This is a genomic window from Kitasatospora sp. NPDC048298, from assembly GCF_043201465.1.
Taxonomy (GTDB): domain Bacteria; phylum Actinomycetota; class Actinomycetes; order Streptomycetales; family Streptomycetaceae; genus Kitasatospora.
The window spans coordinates 40,676-63,270 of sequence record NZ_JBICYZ010000008.1 but is presented as its reverse complement, the minus strand read 5'-3'; the positions used below and the strand labels follow the sequence as shown (position 1 = coordinate 63,270).

Here is a 22,595-nt window from a genome sequence, read left to right as displayed (position 1 = left end):
GGGCAACGATGCCAACGAACCTGGCCGACCACGCGCTCGCCTGGGTGCCGGTTCCGGGCGGTGTGTGCCTGTTCGGCGACCGGCAGAGGCCGTTGCGGGTGGTCGACCTGGAGTGGGCCGCGACGCCGGTCACGCCCACCCAGCTCGGACTCGCCCCGGACAACCGGCCGATGGTCGGAGTCGCCCACGCCCAGGCGGCCCGGATCGCCGCCGACCTGGGCGGCCGGTTGCCGTTGTCGAAGGAATGGGAGTGGGCGGCCTCCGGGACCGAACGCCGCCTGTACCCGTGGGGCGAGGAGGTGCCGGACGAGGGACGGGCGAACCTGCGCGACTCCTGCGGACGGCTCGCCCCGGTCAGCTCCCACCCCCTTGGGCGGACGCCGGACGGGCTATGGGACATGGCGGGCAACTGCTGGGAGTGGACCGCCTCCAAAACGATCGGCGACGGCTTCGTGATCCGCGGCGGCTCCTACAACTCCCTCCCGCTGTACGCCCGGTGCACGTTCCTGAACGCCGCGCCGGCCGAGCTGGCCTCGCCGGGCATCGGCTTCCGGGTGGTGAGAGCAGCGTGATCGGCGACCTCGTGATCGCGGGCTGCTCGCGCCGCAAGGCGCCGGGCACCGGCCTCCTGCCCGCCATGGAGCTGTACACGGGGGGCATCGCCCCAGAGTTGAACGCCCGGTTCGCCGGGCACCCGCACGCCCGCAGCCGGATCCGCTTCCTGTCCGCGGCCTACGGCCTGGTGGGCGCGGACGACCTGATCGCCGCGTACGACCAGTGCCTCACCCGTGATCGGGCCGAGGGGCTGCGTCGGATCGTGAACGGTCAGTTGTCGCGTGACTTCACCGCCAACGGCGTCCCGCGGCGGGTGCTGCTGATCCTCGAACCCGACTACCTGGTCCTGTTGGCCGACCTCCTGGCTCTGCCGGAGCGCCCGGCTCTGCACTGGATCTCCGACCCCCGCGGCTGGCCCCAGGCCGCCGCCGTACTCGACGAATGGAGGTGGCCGTGATGGACACCAGCCTTGCGGACACGCTCAAGACCCAAGCCAACGCCCACCGGTACTTCACGACGGACTTCACCGAACGCACGGGTCTGGGCTGGCACCAGCCCACCCCCGCCAATGCCAGCGCCGGTAGGGCGCTGTCGGTGGTGATCCCGGCCCGCAACACCGCCTACGCCCTGCCGACGGTGCTGGAGGCGCTCGCGGCCCAGCAGCACGCGGCGGACGTGGAGGTGATCCTGGTCGACGACGCCTCCACGGACACGACGTTCGACATCGCCCGCCAGCACCCGGCGGTCACCACCGCGGTCAGCCTGGCCGAGCGGCGCGGCTCCGCCACGGCCCGCAACGTCGGCGCCCGCCTCGCCCAGGCTCCGACCATCCTGTTCCTCGACGCGGACATGGTGCTCCCCACGCACGTCTTCGCCGACGTTGCCGCACGGGCCGAGGCCGACACCGTGCTGACCGGGTTCCGGCACAACCTCACCCACCGGACGTCGCCCTGCGGCCGGCCGCTGCTGCCCGACAGCCCGCCGCTCCTCTCGGCTGACCACCGTGTCACCTGGAAGCCCCCGGTGGGCACGGTCCTGCCGTACTCGGGCATCATGCTCGCCGAGGAGCTGGACGGGCGGCCGCTGGATGCCACCAACGACTTCCAGAGCCTCGGCTACGGGCGGTTCTTCTTCGACTGGGACCTGCCCAGGATGGTCGTCACCGCGCTGCTCGCCGTGCCGCGCGAGCAGCTGGTGGATGTCGGCGGGTTCGACGAGGAGTTCGGGGCGCTGGGCTGGGGCATGGAGGACACCCACGTCGGTGCGGCGCTGATCGCCGCCGGCTGCCTCGTCGTCCCGCTGCGCCAGGCCGTCGGCTTCCACCTCGACCCGCCGGACGCCGCCGCCCAGTGGCAGGCCAAGCTCACCGCCTGGCCCGCTACCCTCGCCCGCTACCGCCACCTGCTGTCGCTGCCGGCCCCGACCGATCGCGGTCAGGCCTTCACCACCGCTGCCGACAAGCACCTGACCGACGCCGAGGTGATCACCCGATGATCCGCGCCTTCGCCGCCGCCACGTTCGGTGGCACGACCGTCGTACACGACCCGGCGGTCGGCACCAACCACCTTCCGCCCCAACCGCTGCCCGCCGGCTGCGTCGCCCTGGACGACCAGCAGGTCGCCGCGTGGCCCGAGGCCGACCCCGCCGGCCTCGCCCCCGAATACCCGCTGAGCATGTGCTGGTCCCCGATCGTGCGCTGCAACCTGGCCTGCCCGCAGTGCCTGGACGACAAGAGCGTTCGCGAGTCCACCACGACCGAACGGCGCATCCTCGCCGGCCACATCGCCACCTCGGGGGTTCTGGGCGTGGACATCTCCGGCGGCGAGCCGCTGCTGCTGCGCGACCTGCCCGACCTCGCCCTCGCGATCCGCGACCAGGGCACCAGCGTGGTCAGCTGCACCACCAACGGCTGGCACCTCGCCCGCCGTGCCGGCGAACTCGCCGGCACCGTCGACGCGATCCGGGTCTCCCTCGACGGCGCCACGGAGGCCACCCACGACACCTGGCGCGGCCAGGACAGCTACCGGCGCGCCATCGCGGGCATCCGCGCCGCCGTCGGCGAAGGCCTGTTCGTCCAGCTCCAGATGGTCCTCATGCAGGCCAACAAGCACGAGGCCCAGGACCTGCTGGAGCGTGCCGCCCAACTCGGCGCCGGCGGGGCGACCTTCCTCCAGATGCTCCCCATCGGCGACGGCGCCGCACTGGCCTCCGAGCAGATGCTCACCGACGAGCAGGCCCAGGAGATCGTCGGCTCGCTCGCCGTCCCCGACGGCGTCCGGGTCCGGCTGCGCACCCGCACCAGTGCGGGCGGCTTCACCGTCCTGCGTGCCGACGGCTACGCCTGGCGCAACACCCGGGGCGCCGCCGGGATCGCTGCGGCCGTTCCCGTCGTCGGCCCGGCCGACCTGCGCCTTCCCGCCTCCGGGAGCACCTCATGACCAACACCCCGCGCACCGGAAGGCGTGTCTTCGCGCAGCACGTTCCGTACGCGCCGACGCACTACCAGTGCTTCGACGCGGCCCGGATGATCGCGGAGTCCGTCGTCGGGATCGACCCGGACGTCTCCTGCGTGATCGGCATCGCCTCCGGCGGGACCAAGCCGGCCCGCCTCGTGGCCGACTACCTCAAGGTGCGCTTCCACACCGTCACCGCCAAGCACAACAAGAACAACGCCCCATTCCAGCAGGCCACCGGCGACGTCGAGGTCGCGCTCCCGGACACGCTGCCCGAACACCTCTCCGGGACGGTGCTCCTCGTCGACGACATCGCAGGCACCGGCGCGACCTTCGCCGCCGTCGCCGACGCGTTGAACGACCGGCTCGACTACAGCGCCGAGATCATGACGGCGGCGCTGTTTCGCAACCGCGGCTGCCCCAAGAAGCCCGACCGGTGGGCCTGGACCGTCGACGACTGGGTCGTCTTCCCCTGGGAGTCGCCGCACCACGGCCCGACCCAGCCCGTCCCGGCCCTGAAGCAGGTGAGCGCCCTGTGATCACCCGTCCCACCTCCCGCGGCATCCTGCTGGTCCTCGTCTCCTGGACCCCAGACGCCCCGGCCGGCATCGAACGCGCGACGGCCGCCCTGGCACTCGGCCTCGCCCAGAACGGCCACCGGCCCGTCATCGCCACCGCCGCGCCCCAGCCCGAGGGCCCCGGCCTTCCCGGCGTCACCGTCGCCCAACTGCGTCTCGACGACGTGCACTTCCCGTGCGACGACGACACGCTGCGGCGCGCCGTCACCTACCAGGACACCAGATTGACCCGGCAGATCAGGGCCCTGATCACCGAACACCGCATCGACACCGTCCTGTTCACCGACGCGTTGTGGGGCCTCGGCCGCCTGCGCGGCGACATCCCGGGCCACGTCCGCCGGGCGCTCGCCGCCCACGTCAAGCCCCACACCCTCGACGCCGGGCCCGCGCTCGCACGCGCCACCCGCGTAATCGTGCCCTCCACGGTCGTACGCGATGAGCTGGCCAGCTGGGGCCCGCGCAACCTGCGCGTCGTGCCCAACGCGCTCCTCTCCGACCCGGCTGTGGTCCCTCCCCCGCCGAAGCTCCGCGAGCAGCTGCGCCGCACCGGCCCGGTGCGCATCCTCGCCCGGCTCGGGCCGGAGAAGGGCGTGCTCGACCTGCTGGAGGCCGCCTCCGGCTGGGACCGACCCATCGACGTGGCGCTCGCCGAAGCCGGGTTCGAGGCAGACCAGGGCTCGCAGTCCGAACTCCTCGCCGCCTGCCAGGCGGTGGCGGCCCGCACCCCGGGCGTGCTCCTGCGCGGGGCACTGGCCTGGGACGAGGTGCTGCCCTGGCTCGCCGGGGCAGCCGTGGTGATCGTGCCCAGCCACAAGGAGACCTTCGGCCTGGTGGCGCTGGAGGCGATGAGCGTCGGAACCCCGGTCGTCGCCTACCGGGTCGGCAACCTTTCCGCCCTGCTCAGTCCCACCGGCGACGGCGACCACCTGCTCGTCTCCCACGACGAAGGCCCAACTTCCCTCCACAAGGCGGCACAAACCCTTCTGGAAGATGACATACTGTACGACGCGACTACACAGACCGTGTATCGGCAGGCTGCCAAGTTCGAGCCCCGCCGAATCGCTGACTTCTTCCTGGAGGCGGTGTCGTGATGCCCGAAACCCCCGCAGCCCCTGCGCCGTTGCTGCTCGTCGACGGGTTCAACCTTCTGTGGGCCGGCACCTTCGGATTCCCCGCCCCGATCTTCTCCCGCGACAAGTCCCGCGAGTTGACGGGCCTGTTCGCCTTCTTCGCCCTGCTGCGCGCCACGATCCGCGACGACCTCGACGTCGACGCACCCGAGGTCCTGGTCGTCTTCGACGGCCAGCACGGTGCCGCCGAGCGCGTGGCCGCCGACCAGGAGTACAAGGCGAACCGGGAGACGACCCCGGAGGCGCTCAAACCGCTGCAGTTCCTCGCCCCGGTCAAGGACGGCCTGGACGCGCACGGCATCCGGTGGGTCGAGATCGACGACGCCGAGGCCGACGACGTCATCGCCACGCTGGCCACCCTGGCCGCTGCTTCCCGGCCGGTCCTGATCATGTCGCGGGACATGGACTTCTACCAGCTCCTCGACGACCGCGTGCGCATCCTCAACCGCTCCCGAAAGTCGTCCCAGCGGATCATCACCGCCGACAAGGTCCTCGCCCGCTACGGCGTCGCCCCCGCCCAGTGGCCGGCCTTCCGCGCCCTGACCGGCGACAAGTCCGACAACATCCCCGGCGTCCGCGGCATCGGCCCGAAGGTCGCCGCCACCCTGCTGCGCGACGGCATGCAACTGCCCGACCTGCCCGGCTCCGGAAGGCTGACCGGCGCCAAGGGCACCGCGATCACCACCGCCTGGGCCGACGTCCTGCGCTGGGAGGCGATGATCACGGTGCGCCGGGAACTGGACGTGCCCATCCTCCTCAGCGGCGAAGCCAGCCCCCGGCTTCCGAAGCCCGCCGACGTCGTCGAAAAGCTGGGGCTGTGGTGAGCGACGCCGCGCCGGGCTCGATCCTGGCCGCCTTCGCGCACCCCGACGACGCCGAACTGTGGGCCGGCGCCACCCTCGCCCTCCACGCCAGGTACGCCGCCGTCACCGTCGTCGTCCAGCACCACGACGAGGTCCGCGACGCCGAGGCCCGCAAGGGCGCGGCGGCCCTCGGCACCGAGTTGCACCAGGTCCCCCAACTCGACCCCGCCACAGCGCGGGAGCTGCTATTGGAGGCGCAGCCGGACATCGTCATCACCCACCCGCTCGACGACGTCCACCCCGAGCACCGGGCCGTCGCCGCCGCCGTGCTCGCGGCGGTGCCCGAGCCCCGGATCGCCACCGGCCGTCCGAGCCGTTTCTACACCTGCGACAGCTACAACTCGCTCACCCTCGGCGGGCCGGTGCGAGCCGACGTGATCGTGGACGCCAGCGCGACCTTCGACACCAAGATGGCCGCGCTGCGCAAGCACGCGAGCCAGCCGATCGAGCAGCACTTCGGCCCCATGGCCGAGACCCTCGGCCGGCTGTGGGGCGCCCGCATCGGCACCCGGTACGCGGAGGCGTTCACCGCCGTGCCGATCCTCGGCTGCCTGCCCGGCGCCACCCACCTCTGACCCGCTGCGTTTCGCGGCCCACCCACCGTCAACTCACCCCGAAAGGGATGACTCATGGCGTCCATGCCCACGCACGCCCAGCGCCGCCCCGTCGACCGCCCGCGCGTCGAAGTGCTGACCCGCGAGCTGCTGATCGCCCTCGGCGAGGACCCCGACCGCGACGGTCTCAAGGACACGCCCCGCCGGTTCGCGGCCTGGTGGGGCGAGTTCCTCGACCACGCCCCCGGCCGGCTCGACACCAGCTTCGCCCACGAGGGCCAGTACGACGGCTTCGTCCTGCTGACCGGCATCGGAGCGTGGAGCGTCTGCGAGCACCACCTGCTGCCCTTCCGCCTCGACGTCTCCATCGCCTACGTGCCGGGCACCACCGTCCTCGGCCTGTCCAAGCTCGTTCGGCACCTGGAGGCCCACACCCACGCCCTCCAGCTCCAGGAGCGCATCACCCACGACGTCGCCCACGACCTCGCCAAAGCCGCCGGCAGCGACGACGTCGCCGTCTTCACCACCGGCGAGCACCTGTGCATGAGCATGCGCGGCGTCAAGACCCCCGCGGTGCGCACCACCACCATGTGCCGTCTCGGCCGCACCGAGAGCGACCCCGACCTGGCCGCCCGCATCGAACGCCTCGCGCTGCCCGTGCAGGCGTGACCAACACCCTCAGCACCCCAGGAACCGACACATAGCGGCAAGCCGTCCGGCTGCTCGCCGATTGCGGCTCCAGCGGGACCGTGCTCGATCCGCTCGACACGACCCGCTACGGTCGTGTGGCGCCCGCGAAGTCAGAGGCGGGCAGGTCCGCAACGGGGACCTGCCTGACGGCGTCGCCGGTCTTTGGTGCGGAGATCATCAGTCCGTCACCGACGTAGAGCGCCACATGGTAGACGTGGCCACCGCCGTTGTGGCGCCAGAACAGCAGGTCGCCGGTTCGGAGGTCGGCCTGGGCGACGGGGCGGTCGGCCGTGGCGGAGTACTGCTCGGCGGCAGTGCGGGGGAGCTGTCTGGCGGGCCAGTAGGCGAACTGGACGAGAGCCGAGCAGTCCCAGCCGACCGTGGCGTCGGCCAGGCACCGTCCGTCCCGGTAGCCATCGTCCCCGTCGCAGTGGCCACGACTCGGACCGGCCGGGCTGCCGCCACCGTAGCTGTAGGGCACACCAAGTTGGGTGGCGGCCCGGCGTGCGGCGTCCGGGCCGACGCCGTACCCGGTGATCTCCAGACGATTGCCCTGAAAGCGGCCCAAGTTTCCCATGATGTCCGCCACATAGCGCTGGGTCTCGGGGTAGGGCGGCACGCCGTGGCTGGCCTCTACCGCGGCCCACCCCGCGTTGTATCCGGCCAGTGCCAGGCGGCGGGGGTCGTCGGCGAACCCGGGCACCGCCGTCTGCCCGAGCAGACTGCACATCAGCCGCCCCTGTGCCATCACGGCGTCTCCGATGTCGAAGGGCGACGCCGTTCCACTGTGGTCGTCGTCTCTCCCCCAGGTCGCCCAAGTACCCGGCATGAACTGCGCCGGCCCTTCCGCGCCGACCGGGCTGCGCACGTCGACGCGGAATCCGCTCTCCTCGAACAGCTGGGCCGCGAGCAACTCGGGTGTGAGAGCCGGGTCGTGGCAGTCGCCGGCGGACCGGAGCACCCATGCCCGGTACGCCTCGGGCAGCTCGCCGACCAAGGCGTCGCCCGTCTCGGTGGCGGCTCCTGCCGTCACCATCAGAGCGAACGCCGCGACGACCGCGACGAGCAGCAGCACAAGGGGCGCTGAGCACCCGAACAGAACCTTCTTCACGGAGACCCGCCTTGCGAGGTGCGCCGATAGGCCCGAATGGGCGGATGGCCGTGCCTTCCACACCACCAGGGGCGTTACGCCACGTGGCCAAGTGATGACGACCTCGGTCGTGGTCGAAAGGCCGCTCTGACAACGCGAGTTACCGGGAGAGGTTGCGACGTGGCACCCAATCCGGTGGTATCTGCTCAGCAGGCACGCACCGTCCCGAGGTACGGGCTGATGCCGGTTCACGGCTACGACATCGCCTCCGCCGTGGTGCTTCGGATGCTCGACGACGACAACGGCCGGAGCCTGCGGGCCTGCGGACTCCGCCCGGGAGAACCGGTGCCGTACGGCGTCCAGCCGGTGATCGTCGCCCCCAGCACCGTCTACGGCACCGTGCAGGTGGAGGCGATCGTCCGGAGGTGGCCCGGCGCTCTTCCGAAGCCCTGGCTCGTCGTGGTGGCCGACGTCCCCGCCCGTCCTGCGGCAGCTGCCCGCTACCGCCTCCGCGCGCTGGGCGGACGCCTCAGTGGTACGGCGTACCTGCCCTACCTGCCGGCGCTCCGCTCGGTCGAGCGTGCCGAGGACGCCCTGGCCGACGCCGCCGTGGCACGCGCGGCCGTTCGACTACGTGCCCAGCTCGAAGGGAAGTGACTGATGTTCATCGCCGAAGACCCCAAGAACTCGGGGCTGATCCCCGCCGCCAAGCCGACCAAGATCCCGGGGATGGACGGCATGGTCTCGACCATGTTCGGCTACGGCCTCTGGCTCCTGGTTCTCGCCGGTGTCTGTGCCACCGGCTACGGCGTCTGGAAGCTGGCCATCACAGAGAAGAGCCGCCATGGTGGCGGGAGCGAGCCGTTCAAGTGGATGGGAGCAGGGATCGCCGCCATTCTGTTGTCCGGCTCGCTGATCTCCATCCTCAACGGCATCGTGGGCTGATGGCGCGCCTCCGGAGGAGGGACGGCCTCGTGTCCCGTGCCGCGCTGAGGGGCGCCGGGGCGATGCTCGCCGTCGTCGTCGGCTTGACCAGCTATACGATCGTGTCCCACGACAACCGACCCACGGCCCCCCAACCCGCCGCTGAATCCCCTTCGCCATCGAAGGCACCGGCAACGGCCGCCCCGGTACCGGTGTCCACCTACAGCCTCCCGGCCACCTGGACCGAGCCTGATCGCTGGCTCGCCGTTCCCCGAGGGGCTGGCGTCCTCAACGGTCGGCAAGTCACCTTCCCTCACAGCACCGACGGAGCGATCGGCATGCTGGTGGCTTCCTCCGGGTTCGACGTCGAGGGCTCGACGACCCTGGTGGACGAGCAACTCACCTTCTACCGCACCTACACCGCGACTGCCGACCAGACCGCGGACAGGGAGCAGCGGGTCCGGCAGGGAGCAGCGAGGGCCGACGCACGTGCCCGCGCCACCATGGGCCTGCCGGAGTCCGGTCCGCTTCCGGTCGGTGCGTGGGTGCGCACCGGCATGGTCGGCTTCAAACTCGTCCAGGCCCGGCCCGACGCTGTCACCGCCCATCTGCTGCTGCGCACCGCACGAAAGTCGGCCGAGAGCAGCCCGGAGTCGGTCTCGTACGCGGTGGGGACCGTCGGGGTGGTGTGGCGGGAGAGCGACTGGAGGCTCGACCCTTCCGGTGGCTCCTCCCCTGCCCCTGAGGCCGTGCCGGGGATCGCTGCGCCCGGCGACGCCGCGTTCAACGCGCAGGGCTGGACCGCGGTCAGGCAGGCATCGTGAGGCGTCGCCTGTCCGTTCTGCTGCTCACCCTCATCATGCTGCTCGGCGACACGATGGCCGGCCAACCCGCGATGGCCGACGACAAGGACGGCATCGTCGGCTCGATCGTCGAAGTGGGCTGTGACTTCGGGCTGGTCGGCGTGTACGACCACTTCACCGACGGCCATCACTGCGAGAAACTCGGCGAGACCGTCAACGAGGCGATCTCCACCGAGTGGAGGGACATCTGGGACTCCGCCGTCGGGGAACTACTCAAGGCCGGAATCGAGTTCGTCAAGGGGCTTGTGAGATTCACCCTGACCGTCGCCCTGCAAGGGCCGTCGCTGAGGCTTGAGGACACCGGGCTGTTCGGTGAACAGGCCACACTGGCTGGGATGTTGGTGTGGTTGGGGCTGATCGTCTCGGTATCCGGCCTCGTGTGGCAGATCGGACGCATGGCCGTCACCGGCCAGATGCGTCACCTTGGCCAAGCCCTCAGCGGGTGGTTTCTGAACTGCCTGTTGTGCGCGGGTGGGGTCTCCGGCGTAGCCCTCCTGCTCAGGACGGGGGACGCGCTGACCGACGGACTGGTCGACCGGACTTTCGGTGACTCCGGAGCCGCCACCGGGCACATCGTCGACGTCCTGGTACCGCACGTGGTCAACCCGTTCATCGTCATCTGCGGTCTGCTGGTTCTGGTGCCGGTCGGGTTCGTCCAGCTCGTGCTGATCTTCCTGCGCAATTCGGCGATCCCGATCCAGTGCCTGTTGCTACCGATCGCAGGCGCCGGGCGGGTCGGTGGCGAGACCACGCGCAAGTGGGCGCCGCTGCTGATCCGGTCGATCCTCGTCAGCATCGCCTACAAGCCGATGGTCGCAGTGATCATCTGCAGCGGGTTCGCGGAGTTCGGACACGCCGGAACCGTGGTCGAGTGGCTGCGGGGCCTGACGACGCTGATGCTGGGGGTACTCGCCCCGGCCGCGCTGGTGCGGATCTTCGGTCCGGTTGCGGACGAGGTCGGCAGCGCCATGAGCTCGGGCGGGGCGGTCGCTGCCATGTCTGCGGCCGGGTCCTACGCCTCCCGCAGGAGGCACGGAGGGGCCGACACCGAAGACACCGGAAGCGGTGGTGTCGATAGCGATGCCCGTCCGGTCAGCGCGGTCGAGCACGCGCGCCGTGTAGAGCAGTCGCTGTCCGCGAACTCCAACGCCGACAGGCAGGCGGGAACAGGCGACGTGGCGCTCTCCCATGCGGCCCGGAACAACGCGGCACAGGCGGGCCACATCCCCGCACCCTCCACACCACCGGACTGCGCGCCCGGAGCATCGGGCACGGCGGGTGCCGGCGCCGGTGTCGCAGGCGCAGCAGCGGGCGCGGCCGGCCTGACCATCCAGGTCCTGGACGGGTTGAGCGAGGTCGTACAGCGCGGCGCGGGCGAGATCGGGAACGGGCATGGAGGAGGACAATAGTGAGTGCCCGGGAAGTACCTGACGGGCTGATGGTGAGCGGTCTACGCACCCGCCGCTCCTTCGGCATGGGAAACCTGTCGAAGGAAGCGACGATCGGCGCCGCCGTGGTACTGACCGCTGATGGACTCATCGGCAGCCGCCACCCGGCCAGCCTGCTCGTCACCCTGCCACTGACCGGTGCCGTCGTAGGGCTGGCGGCCGTACGACGGCGCGGAATGTCGGCGCTGGCCTACTATCGGGCCCGGCTGGCGTGGTGGCGCGCGTACCGCGCGGGCGCCACCTCCTACCGGCGCGTCCTTCTCCCGCAGCCCTTCTCGCTCGACCTGCCCGGGGTGGGCGCGAGCTCGTCGCTGATCGCCGCTCACGACCCCACGACCGGCCGTAAGGTCGGGGTCGTCCACGACCGTTCCACCGGTCGCATGACGGTCTCCACCTTGCTCGCGCCCGGCGGGAGCCTCATGGCGCAGACCGGCACCGTGCGCTCCGGGCTGCGCACCTGGGGCGAGGTCCTCAACACCATGGCGACGGCGGAGCAGATCAAGGGCGCCTCGGTCACCATCCAGATCACTCCGGGCGCGGGCGAGGCCCTGGCCGACGACGTCCGGACCCGCCGTCGACCGGACGCTCCCCAGCTCTCACTGGACACCATCGACGAGCTGGTTCGCACCACGCCGCAGGCCACCGCACAGGTCGTCTCCTGGATGAGCGTGACCACGGACCCGTGCGCCACCATCAATCCCCCGTCCGACCTCGCGGAGCAGGTCGGCGAGACCCTGCGGGTGGTGGATACCCTCGATATGAGCGGAACCGGCACCGACATGTTGCGCAGGGCCACCCCGACCGACCTGCGCCGTATCGTCCGCTCCGCGTATGACCCCGGTGTGGCTCTTGCTCGGGACGAGCAGTTCGACGAGCTGCAGTGGGGCGAGTGCGGCCCGGTCGCCGCCGACGACTGGATCGAGTCCTACGCACACGACGGTGCAGTGTCGGCCAGCTGGGTCCTGGAGGAGATGCCGCGTCGACCGATTCCGTACAGCGTGCTGCTACCGCTGTTGGCTCCTGGTCGATTCCAGCGGAGGATCACCCTGGGCTACCGCGTGCTGGAGCCGCGTGAAGGCGAGGCGTTGCTGGAACGGGAGATCTCCGCCGCCGAGCACCGCGCTCAGGCCACTGCGGAGGTCAAGGGCCGTGCCCGGTGGTCCCAGAAGGCGGACTACCAACGCGCGGAGCAGGCCGCTCGGCAGGTCGCAGCCGGCGCCCAGGTCGTCGACTGGACCTTGTCGGTCACCACAACCGCCCGAACAGCTGCCGACCTGCCGGCGGCTCTTCAGGAGCTGAAGCTCGCGGTCGCGGGGACCCGCGGAATCCGGATGCGACCGGCGTTCGGCGCCCAGGCAGCCGTCTTCGCCGCCGGGTTGCCCATCGGCTACAACCCCCTTGTGAGGTAGGTAAGTTCGTGAGGTTGGGAAAGGCAAGACTACTGACCCCTTGTTGGACCCCGGACGCTGACCACAGGACAGGACCACGGCGGGCACGGACCGGCCGTGGAGTCCACGCCCCGCGACTGGGTTGGGGAGGCCCTTTCGGTGGCCGTGCGGCCACGGAGGACATCGGCACCGTCTACACCGGCCCGACCAGCCAGATCGCGCGGATCGGTCCGTTCCTTCTCGGCGCAGGCCTGCCCGCACGCGGAGTCCCGGTCGGCCCCGACGTGCTTACCGGGGAGTTGGTGTGCATCGATCCCTCCGGCTGGACCGGAAAACTCACCACCAACCCGGGGGTGTGGGTCATGGCGCAGCCCGGTGTCGGCAAGAGCGCTCTGGTGAAGCGCTTCTGCCTCGTCTACACCGCATTCGGTCACATGATGTGTGTGCCGGCGGACGTCAAGGGCGAGTACACCACCATGATCCGCGAACTCGGAGGCAGCGTACTGAGGATCGGCACCGGGATCGACCGGATCAACCCACTCGACTCCGGCCCGCTACCGGGCCGCCTGGCGTCGCTGCCCGCCGCCGAACGAGAAGCCTTGCTCGACGGCCTGAACGGCCGCCGCTTGGAGACCCTCGGCGCCCTGTTGGCCACCAGGTGTGGACTCGGCCGCCAGCCCAACGAGATCGAACGCTCGGCACTGACCACCGCCGTGCAGCTCGCAGCCGACGCCACACCGGGCACCGACCCGGTGATCCCCGATGTCATCGCCGTACTGCGCCAAGCCCCCGAGGCGCTGCGGGCCAAACTCGCCGCCGAGGGAGAGACCTACCTCGACCTGACCCGCTCGGTCGTGGCCGGCCTGGACAACCTGGTCGACGGGCCACTGAAGGGCATGTTCGACGGGCCGACCACAACTCCGATCGACCTGAACGCCCCGGCGGTGTCCGTGGACATCGACGCCCTACGTGCCAGAGGTCGTGACGTCGTCTCTGCCGGCATGATCGCCAGCTGGGCCTACACCTACAGCACGATCGACAGCGCCCGCAGCCTCGGCGTGATTCGCCGCCGGTTGGTGCTGCCCATGGACGAGATGTGGCGGGCCCTGCGCTCCGGCCCCGGCCTGGTCGATGCGATGGACTCCATCAGCCGCCTCGGTCGCACCACCGACGACGTCACCATCTACGTCACCCACTCGCTGCAGGACATGGAGGCCCTGCCCACCGAGGAGGACCGGGCCAAGGCCCGCGGCCTGATGGACCGCTGCGACACCTGGGTGATCGGCGGTTCGACGGACGAGGAGCTGAGTCGCGTATCCGGCAAACGGGCCCTCACCGAGCAGGAACGCATGATGATCACCTCCTGGGCTTCGGCGACGAGCACTGGTCTCGACACCTCCGACCGAATCCATCCCGGCCGCGGCAAGTACCTGATCAAACTCGGCAGTCGGCCGGGTATCGCCGCAGCGATGACGCTCACCGCGACCGAGCATCGGCTCTACCACACCGACGCAGCCGAGAACGTACCTGAGAGGAGTCGCCGATGATGACCGAGAACGACCGGGCGTGGCTCGCCGGCGGTGTCCTCGTCGGCGGCTCAGTGACCGTGTCCGCTTCCACCTGGGCCGGGGCCGCCGCCGGCGCCGTCCTTGCCGGAGCCGAGGTCCCGCCGCTCAGCCCGTACACCGTCTTCGCGATGGCGCGCGACTGGCGCTCCGTCTGGCCGCACTCCCCCACCGCCAGCGGCATCGGCGCCGCGCTCCTCGACCTGGCCGTCGTCGCCGGACTCGTCTGGGGCCTGTGGGCGGGCCTGCGCTGGTTCCACAACGCCTCCCACCTCGCCACCCTCCACCAGGTGCGCGACCTCACCCCCGAACGGGCCGCCCACACCGCCACCCGGCTCCGGGCCTCCCTGCGCAATGTCAAGCCGCGCACCGTCGCCCCGCGCGATCGTGGCGTGCTGCTCGGGGACCACCTGCCCACCGGCGTGGAACTGCGCGGGTCCGATGAGGACACCTACCTCGCCCTGATGGCACCCCGGGCCGGCAAGTCCACCGCGATCGCGATCCCGGTAGCCGAGGAGGCGCCGGCGGCCCTGCTGCTGACCAGCAACAAGCCGGATGTCTACGCCGCCACCCTGGCCTCCCGCCGAGCGGCGGGCAACGTCTGGGGGTTCGACACCCAGGGCGTCGCCCGGATCGAGCGGACATGGTGGTGGGACATCATCACCGAGGCCGAAACACTCGACCGCGCAGAGCGCCTTGCCTCGCACTTCGTCAACCAGGTCAAGTCGGACGCAGACCCGTTCTGGACCCAGGGCGCCAGCGATCTGCTGGTCGGCATGTTGCGAGCCGCCTGGTGGGACGGCGCCACCGTGCGGCACGTCCTCAGCTGGCTGGCCGACCCCAAGGAGCGGGCGCCGCTGCGGATCCTGTATCAGCACGAGGACGTCCTCGCCGAGCAGGTCGACAGCTCCATCCACATCGCCGCGGAGACCCAGTCCGGCATCTACCAGAACGCCCGTACCGCCGTCAGCGCTCTGCGAGACGAGAACGTGCTCGCCTGGCTGCTCCCCGACAAGCACCGGCCCCGCTTCCGGCCGGAGGAGTTCGCACTCAGCCGGGACACCCTCTACCTCCTCAGCAGGAAGGGCGGCGCCGCCTCGGCCGTCGTCGCCGCCCTCGCCGACTCCGTGTTCACCGCGGCATCCGAAGCCGGCGAGCGCCACGGCGGACGTCTGCCCGAGCCGATGCGCGCGGTCCTGGACGAGGCGGCCAACGTCTGCCGGATCGAGGACCTCCCCGACCTCTACAGCCACCTCGGCTCACGGGGCATCACCCCGTACACGATCCTCCAGTCCTACCGGCAGGGCGTGCGAGCCTGGGGAGAGGTCGGCATGGACACCCTATGGAGCGCGGCCACGAAGAAGGTGATCGGTGTCGGCCTGGACGACCCACGCTTCGTCAGCGACATCGCCACTCTGGTGGGCAATCACGACATCACCCGCGAGTCCCATTCCAGGAGCCGCGACGGTGGCTCGACGTCCTTCAGCGAGCACCGCGAGCAGATCCTCGAACCGGCCCAGGTCCGCGCCATGAAGCGCGGCACCGCCCTGCTGCTGTCCACCGGCATGCCCGTCGCCCAGATCGCCCTGCGGCCCTGGTACGAGGAACAGGCCATGGCCCACCTCGGCCCGGCGATGACGGCCGAGGAGGACGCCATCGCCAAGCGTGCCGCCGTCGCCTGGGAGCAACGGAAGACGGCACGCCGTGGCTGACGAAACCGCGCATCGGGCGCTCACCGAGGACGTGGAGGACCTCAAGGCCATGCTCCAGGCCGTCCAGGCCGAACTGCGGGACCTTCGGGAGGCCGTCCCGGGCGCGGCCGGGGCGGCGGGCGACGGAGACACGACGCCCGACGGCGCCGGAGAAGAGCAGGAGGAAGACGTCGAGTGGCAGTACCCGCCCTTTCTCTTCCTTCTCGAAGGTGAGCAACGGGACGCCGAGCTGCGGCTGCTCGCGGAGTGGGTCGAAGGCGTCCTCGTCCCCGGCTGCCTCACCGAGGTGTCGGCCGACGCCCGGTGGTGCCACCGGTGGATCGAACACTGGGACGCCGTCGGCGTGCTGCACGCGATGTGGCTGGCCTGGCAGGAGCTCACCGATCCCGCCACCTGCGGCCACACCGGGCCCAGCGTCTGGTACCGGGATCACTACCGCCCCCACGTCGCCGCCCTGCGCGGCCCGGGCGGCCCGTTCGGCAGCTGCACCAAGGGCGAGCACCGAACCGAACACCGGCTCCCCAGCAAGGTGCCCAGCGCCTGGTGCGCCACCGAGGACGAAGCCTGATCGGCCGACGCTACCGGGCTTTTCTGCGCGGATGGAGCGCGCCGAGCTCCCGGGACAGGTCGGCCGCCCGGTGCGCGGGCAACCGCACCGGGCCCGGCGGGCGGGCCGCCGTCGTGCTGCGGGCACGCGCGGCGGCGGCCTGCACGCGCCGGGTGTCTCTGAAGGGGTCGCCGGTGAAGCCAAGCGTGGTCCGGCGGTCGGCTTCGAGCAGGGCACGGCCGAGCGGGTGGCCGGCCGCCTCGGCCGAGCGGGCGATGGCGATCTGCGCTGCCGCGGACGCTTGACGGGCGCTGTTGTAGGCACTCGTGACCTGGCTGATCTGCTCCGCCGACGCCGGGTACCACCTGGTCCAGCCGTCCTTGATCTGGTCGGAGGGCTTGCTGCCGCGCGGGTTGTGGGCTGGGTCGGAGCTGAGGAGTGCCCCGCGCCGGACCAGGGCCGCGGCGATACGGGGGACGTGTTCGGCGAGGACCTGTCCGGCGGCGGGGACCGTGTAAACAGCGGCGAGCAGCTGTGACGCGTCGCCGGGCGTCGTGATGATCTCGTGCGCGGCCCTGGGTGTACGCCGCCCACCGTCGCGTCGAGTCCAGCCTGAGGAGAAGAGGGTGCGGCCGAGCCGGACCACGACGAACTCGGCCTCGCGCACGAAGCGAGCGTTCGAGACGGCGGGCGCGCTGCCAAAGCCTGGCTTCCAGCTGGTCGCGGCCTTTTGCCAGGCCTGGGCCGACGCACGCAGAACGCCGCCGGCCGCCCCGAGGACGCCCTGGGCAACCGGATCGGAGGTGAGGAGATCCCGGGTGTGCTCGATCAGTCGGGCGGCGAGCAGGTGAGCGACCGCGGAGTGGTCGGCGGCGATCGACAGTTCGGCGACGGTGGCGTCCGGCAGGCGCTGGGCCGCCTGCTGCGCCACGTGAGCGGCGAGCCAATCCAGACCTGCACCGACCGCCCGAAGCGCTTCCCACTGCGGCTCGCCCGGCCTGACCGGGAGCGGCGCCATCGTGGCCGCCGCCGGGAGGTGGTCGAGACCGGGAGCGGGCATGGACAGGCGAGGCGAGCGGAGCTGACGGCGGATCCCGATCGCCGCGCGCTCGATCAGCACCGCGCGCTCCCCGAGCCGGTGGGCCACCTCGTGGCTGCGGACCACCCGGCGACCGGGCGGGCACAGCCGGCCGATCCGTACGGCCACGCGCCCTGCGATGCTGGCGAGTTCGGCCATCTCGGCGACCACGTGGCGCGCGACCCCGGCGCTGTCCAGGTACGCGGCGTAGGGGCTGCGGGGCTCTCCGTCCGGCCCGTGGTGGCTGGCGAGCAAGTCCCCCGCGAAGCGGAGGAAGCGCACGGCCTCGGCAAGGTGCGAGGCCGCTGGGTCAGGCTCGGGCCAGGCGTAGAAGGCCTCGTCTCGCAGGAACCGGCCGAGGATCTCGACGTTGCTGTGCAGTCTGGCCACGTCGCCCTCGGCGATGCCGAGCGGGTCGGGGGCGAGCGGTCCGAATCGGCCGGAGAAGCCGTGAAGGACCTGGAAGACGTCTGCCAACGCCTCACTACGGGCCGCGTGTTGACCTGGTGCGCTCGAACCCTCCGCGTCGGCGAGGGTGAGGGCCGCCAGGGCGTACTCCATCCTGGAAGCTGCCAGGGTGACGAAGTCACCCCAGGTGGCGTCGGTCATCCGGCCGCTCCCTGCTCGACGGGCAGAGCGTTTCGCAGCGCGATGGCCGCATCCCGGGTGTGAAGGGCGGCCATGTGACGGTCCCGAATCTGCCGGAGGTCGGACGAGCGCTGCCCCAGTTCGTCGAGTGCGTCGGCGAGGTCGCTCAAGCGGTCGACCAGGGTGAGGTCGGCCCCGCTGTCACCGTGGTCGGGAACAGCTTCGGGCAGCGGGAGGTACATGCTCGCCTCGGTGGCGTAGGAGGCGGCGGCGAGCGCGGCCGCCTGGTCGTAGCGCTCGTCCCGGACGGCCAGCTCCGCGAGTGCGTGTGCGGCAACGACGGTCCTCTCCAAGGTGCTGGCGGCAACCTGTTCGAGGTCTTGCCGGCCTGGGCTCAGGTTCATGATTCGGTCCTCCGGTCGGGCTGTGGGGCTGTGGGGCGACAGACAAGCACGGTTCGCGGCGGTCCGGGGTGACAAACCGGGTTCCTGTGGATAGACACGGGGCGCGGGCAGGGCGATTCACCAGAACGCGTGAACCTGCTGAACTCGCTCCCGGTTCGGCACTGACGAGAAGTGAAGCGTTCCAGACGAGCGCCGCCTCACGGGTACGGGTGCCCCCGGTGTAGCACACGCATGCCGGGTGTCTACCGATCAACGCGACCACCGTGTCCGAACTCATCGGCCAATCCGCTGCTCAACAGAGCGCAACGTCAAATCGGCGCCAAGCAGTTCACACCACGGACTGTGCGAGTACCGACTGACGAGGGAGTCGCCCGCATCGAGATCGCCGAGACACCCGGCGCCTTCACGACCTGATGGTCGCCCTCCGACGCGTTGGCGACAGCACTGCCGACAGTTCCGGTCGCTCCGGTCACAAGGACCTTCGAGTCCCCGATCACGGCGGTGGTAGCACCTCAGGCACCTCCATTTTCGAACGCCGCCCAACCGGCCATCGGATATGAGCTACCACCGAACCATGTCGACGAGCGCCGGCCCGAAAAATGGACGAAGTCAGCGATGACCGAGAACAGCAGCGAGAACAGCAGCAGCAGCAGCGAGTTAGTGGTTGTTGTTACATTCCCCCGGCCGACGGGGGCCCGCAGGGTCGGTGTTCCCCCCTCTCCGCGCGACTGAAGATCAGCTGACCACGGGGCGGGAGTGGCAGCGCGCAGCGATGCACCTGCCCGAGTACGGCCGAGTCCGGGAGTTGCCTAGCGGTCGTCCCCCGTGTGCCCCTCGGAGCAGGAGGTGAGGGTCGTGCCCAATGCCGACTCCGTCTTTTTGACGCCCGCTCCCGATCCCGGGGAGGCCGACATACTCGTCAGCGAGTTCAGCGCCGTCCAGTCCCCGGCCGCCACCTACTGGGCCCTGCAGAACTGGAACCAGGGAGCCAAAGTGTGGTGATCCGGTGCCGGCAGGACGACGGCGGCACGTGCGTCGGCGAGTGGGTACAAGACCTTGCCGGGGACCGGTGGGGACGGCCTTGCGGCCATCCGCTTCACCTCCACGGAATGCGGCTGGGCGGGCGCCCTTGAGATGCTCCATGAGAACTGGACCGGCATCGGCGAGAATGTTCATGAAGGCCACACCCCGCATCAGCTGGTTACGTCGCGTCACTGCGTCCGGCGCCCCGGACGCGTGGGTTTCCTGGTACCGGGCGAACTGCCCCAGGAACGGACTACAAGGCCGAGGTCTCCGTGGTCAACCTCTTCGACAAGCCCTCCTCCGCCATCCTGCAGCTCAAGGCCTGACATCCGCAGACGGCCCGGCAAGCCACGCAGGTTTCCGCCTGAGGGTCGCAGAGCCCGCCGGACGCGGACGGGCCCGGCAAGCTCAGTCCTGTTGCCGTCCGTGCGGGTGAGGTGGTTGACGGCCCGGCGCCGACGGCGCCCGTGGTCGACGACCTGCAGACCATCGCCTCCTACAGCACCAGGTCCAATGCACTTCGTTTGCGACGGACCCTGGTGCTGCATAGGTCAGATGAGATCGAAGTCGAACCTGCCGGTTGCTACGGCAGCGATGAATGAGCTGTGGGCGGCAGCACTGAAGGCCAGCGCGGGACCTGTTGGGTCCTTCGAGTCGCGGACGTACCGAATGTCTTCGCCGGTAGCCACCTCCAGGCAGTCGCCGTTGCCTCCGCTGTAAGTGCTCTTCTTCCACCTGACCGTCAGAGTTGCCGAGTTGAGGACGAATGTCACTTCAGCCTGTCTTTCTGTGCGGTGATGAAATCGAGCGACTGGTCGAGCGACCAGGCCTCGGCGACGATGTCGCGGAACGCTCGGTCGAAGACAGTGACACGCTCGGGTTCCTCGACCCACTCGCTGGTCAGCAGCCCTTCGAGCAGCACGACGTCGAGATTGTCATTGGGAAAACCGAGGATGGAGAACGGGCCGTTCATCCCCTGGTGGACACCGGTCTCCGACGGCATCACCTGGATGGTGATGTTGGGGAGCGCCGCGAGCTCAAGCAGCTTCTCCAGCTGATCGCGCATCGTCTGAGCGCCCCCGACCAGACTGCGAATCGCTGTCTCGTGGATGACCGCCTGCATCTCCAGCGGCTTGGGCTGAGTGAGGATGGCCTGTCGTTCCCTTCGGACCCGGACGCGCGCCTCCACGTCTTCCGAAGTCGCCCCGATCGCCAACCGGGCGTGGACTGCACGAGCGTAGCCTGCCGTCTGGAACAGGCCCGGGATGAGCTGCACCTGGTAGGTCCGGAACGTGGTGGCGTCCTCCTCCAGACTGATCTGGTCGGCCAGCCATGGCGACAGGACCTCCCCGTAGTTGAGCCACCATCCGCGCTTCTTCCCATCCCGGGAAACTGCCACAAGCGACTCGACCAGCTGTTCGTCACACTCGTACATCTGGGCAAGTGCCAGGACGTCGGCCGGCTTGGCGGCTGACCTGGCCAGCTCTATCCGCGACAACTTCGCGCTGGTAATGCCCGTAGCCTGCTCGACGTCCTCCAACGTGAGGCGCCGCGCCTCTCTGATCGTACGGAGCTGGCGGCCGAGCTGGCGCTGCCGAACCGTGGCTTCCGCCATGGGTACCCCCAATTCTCGTTCTCCGGGCCTGGGTGGCCAGTGTGCCCCGTCAGTCGAGCAGGCCGCCAGCGACCCTCCGTTCGACAGATGCCAACTCTCATCGTGAAATGAGAATTCATAAACTTCACAGATGGACTTGCACCGACGCTGGGTCAGCCGTCATGCTCAATGTGACGGACCGTATGGGATCACCTCCGATGGGTGACCAGCGGCCGTGACGTCTGAGCACGCGTAGAACGACAGCGAGCGAGGCACCTTGCGCCGTCGTGCGGTCCGTTGACCGCTTTCCCCGAACACCTGCCGAGGGCCTCGACGGGTGGCTCACATCGGAGGTATGTCGTGTATGCCGCAAGCAGTACAAGCTCCTCTGACGAGACTCGGGGGCCGGACGCCCGCCTCACGGCCGACATCCAGTTCCCCGCCGAACGGGAACGGATCGGCGATCTCCGCCGCTGGGCGAGGACGGCGTTGCCGGTGCTCGGCTTGGACGGTGGGCAGCAGGAGGCCGTGCTGGACGACGTGCAGCTCGTGCTCTCGGAGCTCGGGACGAACGCCGTCGTGCACGGCTGTGGCGGTGAGCGGCCGAACGTGGTGCTGACGGCCTGCCTGCGTTACACGGCGGGTGTGTTGCGGGTGTCCGTGACCGACCCGGGACTCGCCCGGCCCGAGTACAGGTCGGCCGACGACGAGGCGACCTGCGGCCGTGGGCTGATGCTCGTCACGGCGGTCGTGTCGCGGTTCGGCCTCGACGACCGCCCCAAGGGCGGCAAGGAGATCTGGGCCGAGATCGAACTCCCCGAGCCGGTGCACCCGACGGCCACGGTTGGCGAGCAGGCCGGCCTTCGGGGAGGCGGCGCTCGATCGGGAGCCGGCATGACCGGCACCCGGTAGAGCTCCGATAGCGCCCTCCGCACTCCCCCGCCTGTCCCGGCTCCGTGCCCGGGTACGGGGCTGGGCCGGTCTGGGACCGCCCCACGCGGGTTGGGGTCGACCCGGTTCGACCCCTCTCTTTCCCGTCTATCCATCACCTCGCGTGTAAGGCCTGCATCGTGAGCTTCGGACCCCGCACCAGAACGCTGCTCAAGACCACCACCTCGGCCCGCAGGCTGGACATCGCGGTGTCCTTCCAAGCCCTGACGCAGGCCTGTCCGGCCACCGGCGACAACACCGCCCGGGCCGAACAGAGCTTCGCGGCCTCCTCCTGGGGTGCGAGCGTCACCGATGCTCGCACCCCACGCGGAGGAGGCGAGGCGCTGATTGGGCGTGCCGTGGTGCTCATCGCTGGTGAAGCCGCAGTCGCCGACCTGGTTGAAGGTCTTCTCGGAGTCCAGCACCCGCTGGGCGGTACGTGCCGAACGCGTCCGTCATCAGCTCGGTGCGCCGGGTAGCCTCCGGCCCGGTGAGCTTGGTGTTGTCGAACAGGCCGTCCGCATAGTGCACCTGGTAGCCGAACTCGTGGGCGAGAATGGCGCGCGGGGCGGTGTCGCCGAAGCCGACGGCCTTCATGCCCTACAGGACACCGTCGCC

At 70.3% G+C, this 22,595-nt stretch carries 26 protein-coding genes; 19 read left to right on the top strand and 7 right to left on the bottom strand.

From position 1 onward, the window contains the following. The first annotated feature begins 8 nt into the window (after positions 1–8). The 9 genes from ACGF0D_RS09570 to folE are packed head-to-tail and all read left to right on the top strand — an operon-like array spanning position 9 to position 6,802. Positions 9–572 carry a formylglycine-generating enzyme family protein gene (locus ACGF0D_RS09570; RefSeq protein ID WP_392914508.1) on the top strand — a complete coding sequence of 188 codons (564 nt, stop codon included), beginning with the start codon at positions 9–11 and terminating at the stop codon, positions 570–572. Continuing rightward, the gene (locus tag ACGF0D_RS09565) at positions 569–1,012 is read left to right on the top strand and encodes a hypothetical protein (RefSeq protein ID WP_392914507.1); all 444 of its coding nucleotides are present in this window, start codon (positions 569–571) and stop codon (positions 1,010–1,012) included. The genes ACGF0D_RS09570 and ACGF0D_RS09565 overlap by 4 nt, the downstream gene beginning before the upstream one ends. Continuing rightward, on the top strand, positions 1,012–2,049 hold the full coding sequence (locus ACGF0D_RS09560; RefSeq protein ID WP_392914506.1) for a glycosyltransferase: 1,038 nt from the start codon (positions 1,012–1,014) through the stop codon (positions 2,047–2,049). The genes ACGF0D_RS09565 and ACGF0D_RS09560 overlap by 1 nt, the downstream gene beginning before the upstream one ends. Further along, entirely contained in the window at positions 2,046–2,993 is a 948-nt protein-coding gene (locus tag ACGF0D_RS09555) for a radical SAM protein (protein WP_392914505.1), read from the top strand. The genes ACGF0D_RS09560 and ACGF0D_RS09555 overlap by 4 nt, the downstream gene beginning before the upstream one ends. Next, positions 2,990–3,547: a phosphoribosyltransferase gene (locus ACGF0D_RS09550; RefSeq protein ID WP_392914504.1), complete on the top strand. Its 558-nt coding sequence runs from the start codon at positions 2,990–2,992 to the stop codon at positions 3,545–3,547. Before ACGF0D_RS09555 ends, ACGF0D_RS09550 begins: the two co-directional genes overlap by 4 nt. Further along, positions 3,544–4,677 (top strand): glycosyltransferase family 4 protein, encoded by a 1,134-nt coding sequence (locus ACGF0D_RS09545; protein WP_392914503.1) that lies wholly within the window; start codon positions 3,544–3,546, stop codon positions 4,675–4,677. Before ACGF0D_RS09550 ends, ACGF0D_RS09545 begins: the two co-directional genes overlap by 4 nt. Continuing rightward, positions 4,677–5,540 (top strand): 5'-3' exonuclease H3TH domain-containing protein, encoded by an 864-nt coding sequence (locus ACGF0D_RS09540; protein WP_392914502.1) that lies wholly within the window; start codon positions 4,677–4,679, stop codon positions 5,538–5,540. The genes ACGF0D_RS09545 and ACGF0D_RS09540 overlap by 1 nt, the downstream gene beginning before the upstream one ends. Beyond that, positions 5,534–6,154: a PIG-L deacetylase family protein gene (locus ACGF0D_RS09535; protein ID WP_392914501.1), complete on the top strand. Its 621-nt coding sequence runs from the start codon at positions 5,534–5,536 to the stop codon at positions 6,152–6,154. Before ACGF0D_RS09540 ends, ACGF0D_RS09535 begins: the two co-directional genes overlap by 7 nt. Positions 6,155–6,208: 54 nt before the next feature. After that, a complete protein-coding gene (gene folE / locus ACGF0D_RS09530; RefSeq protein WP_392914500.1) occupies positions 6,209–6,802 on the top strand; it encodes a GTP cyclohydrolase I in 594 nt (197 codons plus the stop codon). Positions 6,803–6,908: 106 nt separating this feature from the next. Here the strand turns inward: folE and ACGF0D_RS09525 are convergent, their stop codons facing one another. Then, positions 6,909–7,934 carry an NlpC/P60 family protein gene (locus ACGF0D_RS09525; protein ID WP_392914499.1) on the bottom strand — a complete coding sequence of 342 codons (1,026 nt, stop codon included), beginning with the start codon at positions 7,932–7,934 and terminating at the stop codon, positions 6,909–6,911. Between the two features lie 219 nt (positions 7,935–8,153). Between ACGF0D_RS09525 and ACGF0D_RS09520 the strand changes: the two genes are divergently transcribed. From ACGF0D_RS09520 to ACGF0D_RS09485, 8 genes are all read left to right on the top strand, one after another. Then, positions 8,154–8,570 carry a hypothetical protein gene (locus tag ACGF0D_RS09520; protein WP_392914498.1) on the top strand — a complete coding sequence of 139 codons (417 nt, stop codon included), beginning with the start codon at positions 8,154–8,156 and terminating at the stop codon, positions 8,568–8,570. A gap of 3 nt (positions 8,571–8,573) precedes the next feature. Next, positions 8,574–8,858, top strand: a complete 285-nt coding sequence (locus ACGF0D_RS09515; protein WP_392914497.1) for a hypothetical protein — start codon at positions 8,574–8,576, stop codon at positions 8,856–8,858. A 317-nt stretch (positions 8,859–9,175) separates the two neighbouring features. Continuing rightward, positions 9,176–9,661 (top strand): hypothetical protein, encoded by a 486-nt coding sequence (locus ACGF0D_RS09510; protein ID WP_392914496.1) that lies wholly within the window; start codon positions 9,176–9,178, stop codon positions 9,659–9,661. Next, the gene (locus ACGF0D_RS09505; RefSeq protein WP_392914495.1) at positions 9,658–11,109 is read left to right on the top strand and encodes a hypothetical protein; all 1,452 of its coding nucleotides are present in this window, start codon (positions 9,658–9,660) and stop codon (positions 11,107–11,109) included. Before ACGF0D_RS09510 ends, ACGF0D_RS09505 begins: the two co-directional genes overlap by 4 nt. Next, positions 11,109–12,557 carry an SCO6880 family protein gene (locus tag ACGF0D_RS09500; RefSeq protein ID WP_392914494.1) on the top strand — a complete coding sequence of 483 codons (1,449 nt, stop codon included), beginning with the start codon at positions 11,109–11,111 and terminating at the stop codon, positions 12,555–12,557. Before ACGF0D_RS09505 ends, ACGF0D_RS09500 begins: the two co-directional genes overlap by 1 nt. Before the next feature lie 281 nt (positions 12,558–12,838). Then, positions 12,839–14,083, top strand: coding sequence for an ATP-binding protein (locus ACGF0D_RS09495; protein WP_392914493.1), 1,245 nt, complete (start codon positions 12,839–12,841; stop codon positions 14,081–14,083). Further along, positions 14,080–15,813: a type IV secretory system conjugative DNA transfer family protein gene (locus tag ACGF0D_RS09490; RefSeq protein ID WP_392914492.1), complete on the top strand. Its 1,734-nt coding sequence runs from the start codon at positions 14,080–14,082 to the stop codon at positions 15,811–15,813. The genes ACGF0D_RS09495 and ACGF0D_RS09490 overlap by 4 nt, the downstream gene beginning before the upstream one ends. Continuing rightward, complete coding sequence (locus tag ACGF0D_RS09485) at positions 15,806–16,381, top strand: DUF4913 domain-containing protein (protein ID WP_392914491.1); 576 nt, start codon at positions 15,806–15,808, stop codon at positions 16,379–16,381. The genes ACGF0D_RS09490 and ACGF0D_RS09485 overlap by 8 nt, the downstream gene beginning before the upstream one ends. A gap of 10 nt (positions 16,382–16,391) precedes the next feature. Here the strand turns inward: ACGF0D_RS09485 and ACGF0D_RS09480 are convergent, their stop codons facing one another. Both ACGF0D_RS09480 and ACGF0D_RS09475 read right to left on the bottom strand, forming a co-directional pair. Then, complete coding sequence (locus ACGF0D_RS09480) at positions 16,392–18,047, bottom strand: hypothetical protein (protein WP_392914490.1); 1,656 nt, start codon at positions 18,045–18,047, stop codon at positions 16,392–16,394. Next, on the bottom strand, positions 18,044–18,430 hold the full coding sequence (locus ACGF0D_RS09475) for a hypothetical protein (protein WP_392914489.1): 387 nt from the start codon (positions 18,428–18,430) through the stop codon (positions 18,044–18,046). Before ACGF0D_RS09475 ends, ACGF0D_RS09480 begins: the two co-directional genes overlap by 4 nt. Positions 18,431–19,285: 855 nt before the next feature. Between ACGF0D_RS09475 and ACGF0D_RS09470 the strand changes: the two genes are divergently transcribed. Beyond that, a complete protein-coding gene (locus tag ACGF0D_RS09470) occupies positions 19,286–19,432 on the top strand; it encodes a hypothetical protein (RefSeq protein ID WP_392914488.1) in 147 nt (48 codons plus the stop codon). Positions 19,433–20,004: 572 nt separating this feature from the next. Here ACGF0D_RS09470 and ACGF0D_RS09465 read toward each other — a convergent pair. Together ACGF0D_RS09465 and ACGF0D_RS09460 are read right to left on the bottom strand one after the other, a co-directional pair. After that, complete coding sequence (locus ACGF0D_RS09465) at positions 20,005–20,226, bottom strand: DUF397 domain-containing protein (RefSeq protein WP_392914487.1); 222 nt, start codon at positions 20,224–20,226, stop codon at positions 20,005–20,007. Further along, on the bottom strand, positions 20,223–21,068 hold the full coding sequence (locus tag ACGF0D_RS09460) for a helix-turn-helix domain-containing protein (protein WP_392914486.1): 846 nt from the start codon (positions 21,066–21,068) through the stop codon (positions 20,223–20,225). Before ACGF0D_RS09460 ends, ACGF0D_RS09465 begins: the two co-directional genes overlap by 4 nt. 339 nt (positions 21,069–21,407) lie before the next feature. Between ACGF0D_RS09460 and ACGF0D_RS09455 the strand changes: the two genes are divergently transcribed. Further along, on the top strand, positions 21,408–21,959 hold the full coding sequence (locus ACGF0D_RS09455; protein WP_392914485.1) for an ATP-binding protein: 552 nt from the start codon (positions 21,408–21,410) through the stop codon (positions 21,957–21,959). A gap of 133 nt (positions 21,960–22,092) precedes the next feature. Here ACGF0D_RS09455 and ACGF0D_RS09450 read toward each other — a convergent pair whose 3' ends face one another. Both ACGF0D_RS09450 and ACGF0D_RS09445 read right to left on the bottom strand, forming a co-directional pair. Then, entirely contained in the window at positions 22,093–22,287 is a 195-nt protein-coding gene (locus tag ACGF0D_RS09450) for a hypothetical protein (protein WP_392914484.1), read from the bottom strand. 56 nt (positions 22,288–22,343) lie between these two features. Next, positions 22,344–22,574, bottom strand: coding sequence for a hypothetical protein (locus ACGF0D_RS09445; RefSeq protein ID WP_392914483.1), 231 nt, complete (start codon positions 22,572–22,574; stop codon positions 22,344–22,346). Positions 22,575–22,595 lie beyond the last annotated feature (21 nt).

Coding starts and splice junctions, on each gene's coding strand:
- folE (WP_392914500.1), top strand. CDS start 6,209: ATGGCGTCCATGCCCACGCACGCCCAGCGCCGCCCCGTCGACCGCCCG.
- ACGF0D_RS09560 (WP_392914506.1), top strand. CDS start 1,012: ATGGACACCAGCCTTGCGGACACGCTCAAGACCCAAGCCAACGCCCAC.
- ACGF0D_RS09480 (WP_392914490.1), bottom strand. CDS start 18,047: ATGACCGACGCCACCTGGGGTGACTTCGTCACCCTGGCAGCTTCCAGG.
- ACGF0D_RS09540 (WP_392914502.1), top strand. CDS start 4,677: ATGCCCGAAACCCCCGCAGCCCCTGCGCCGTTGCTGCTCGTCGACGGG.
- ACGF0D_RS09460 (WP_392914486.1), bottom strand. CDS start 21,068: ATGGCGGAAGCCACGGTTCGGCAGCGCCAGCTCGGCCGCCAGCTCCGT.
- ACGF0D_RS09555 (WP_392914505.1), top strand. CDS start 2,046: ATGATCCGCGCCTTCGCCGCCGCCACGTTCGGTGGCACGACCGTCGTA.
- ACGF0D_RS09475 (WP_392914489.1), bottom strand. CDS start 18,430: ATGAACCTGAGCCCAGGCCGGCAAGACCTCGAACAGGTTGCCGCCAGC.
- ACGF0D_RS09520 (WP_392914498.1), top strand. CDS start 8,154: ATGCCGGTTCACGGCTACGACATCGCCTCCGCCGTGGTGCTTCGGATG.
- ACGF0D_RS09445 (WP_392914483.1), bottom strand. CDS start 22,574: ATGAAGGCCGTCGGCTTCGGCGACACCGCCCCGCGCGCCATTCTCGCC.
- ACGF0D_RS09570 (WP_392914508.1), top strand. CDS start 9: ATGCCAACGAACCTGGCCGACCACGCGCTCGCCTGGGTGCCGGTTCCG.
- ACGF0D_RS09515 (WP_392914497.1), top strand. CDS start 8,574: ATGTTCATCGCCGAAGACCCCAAGAACTCGGGGCTGATCCCCGCCGCC.
- ACGF0D_RS09510 (WP_392914496.1), top strand. CDS start 9,176: ATGCTGGTGGCTTCCTCCGGGTTCGACGTCGAGGGCTCGACGACCCTG.
- ACGF0D_RS09550 (WP_392914504.1), top strand. CDS start 2,990: ATGACCAACACCCCGCGCACCGGAAGGCGTGTCTTCGCGCAGCACGTT.
- ACGF0D_RS09490 (WP_392914492.1), top strand. CDS start 14,080: ATGATGACCGAGAACGACCGGGCGTGGCTCGCCGGCGGTGTCCTCGTC.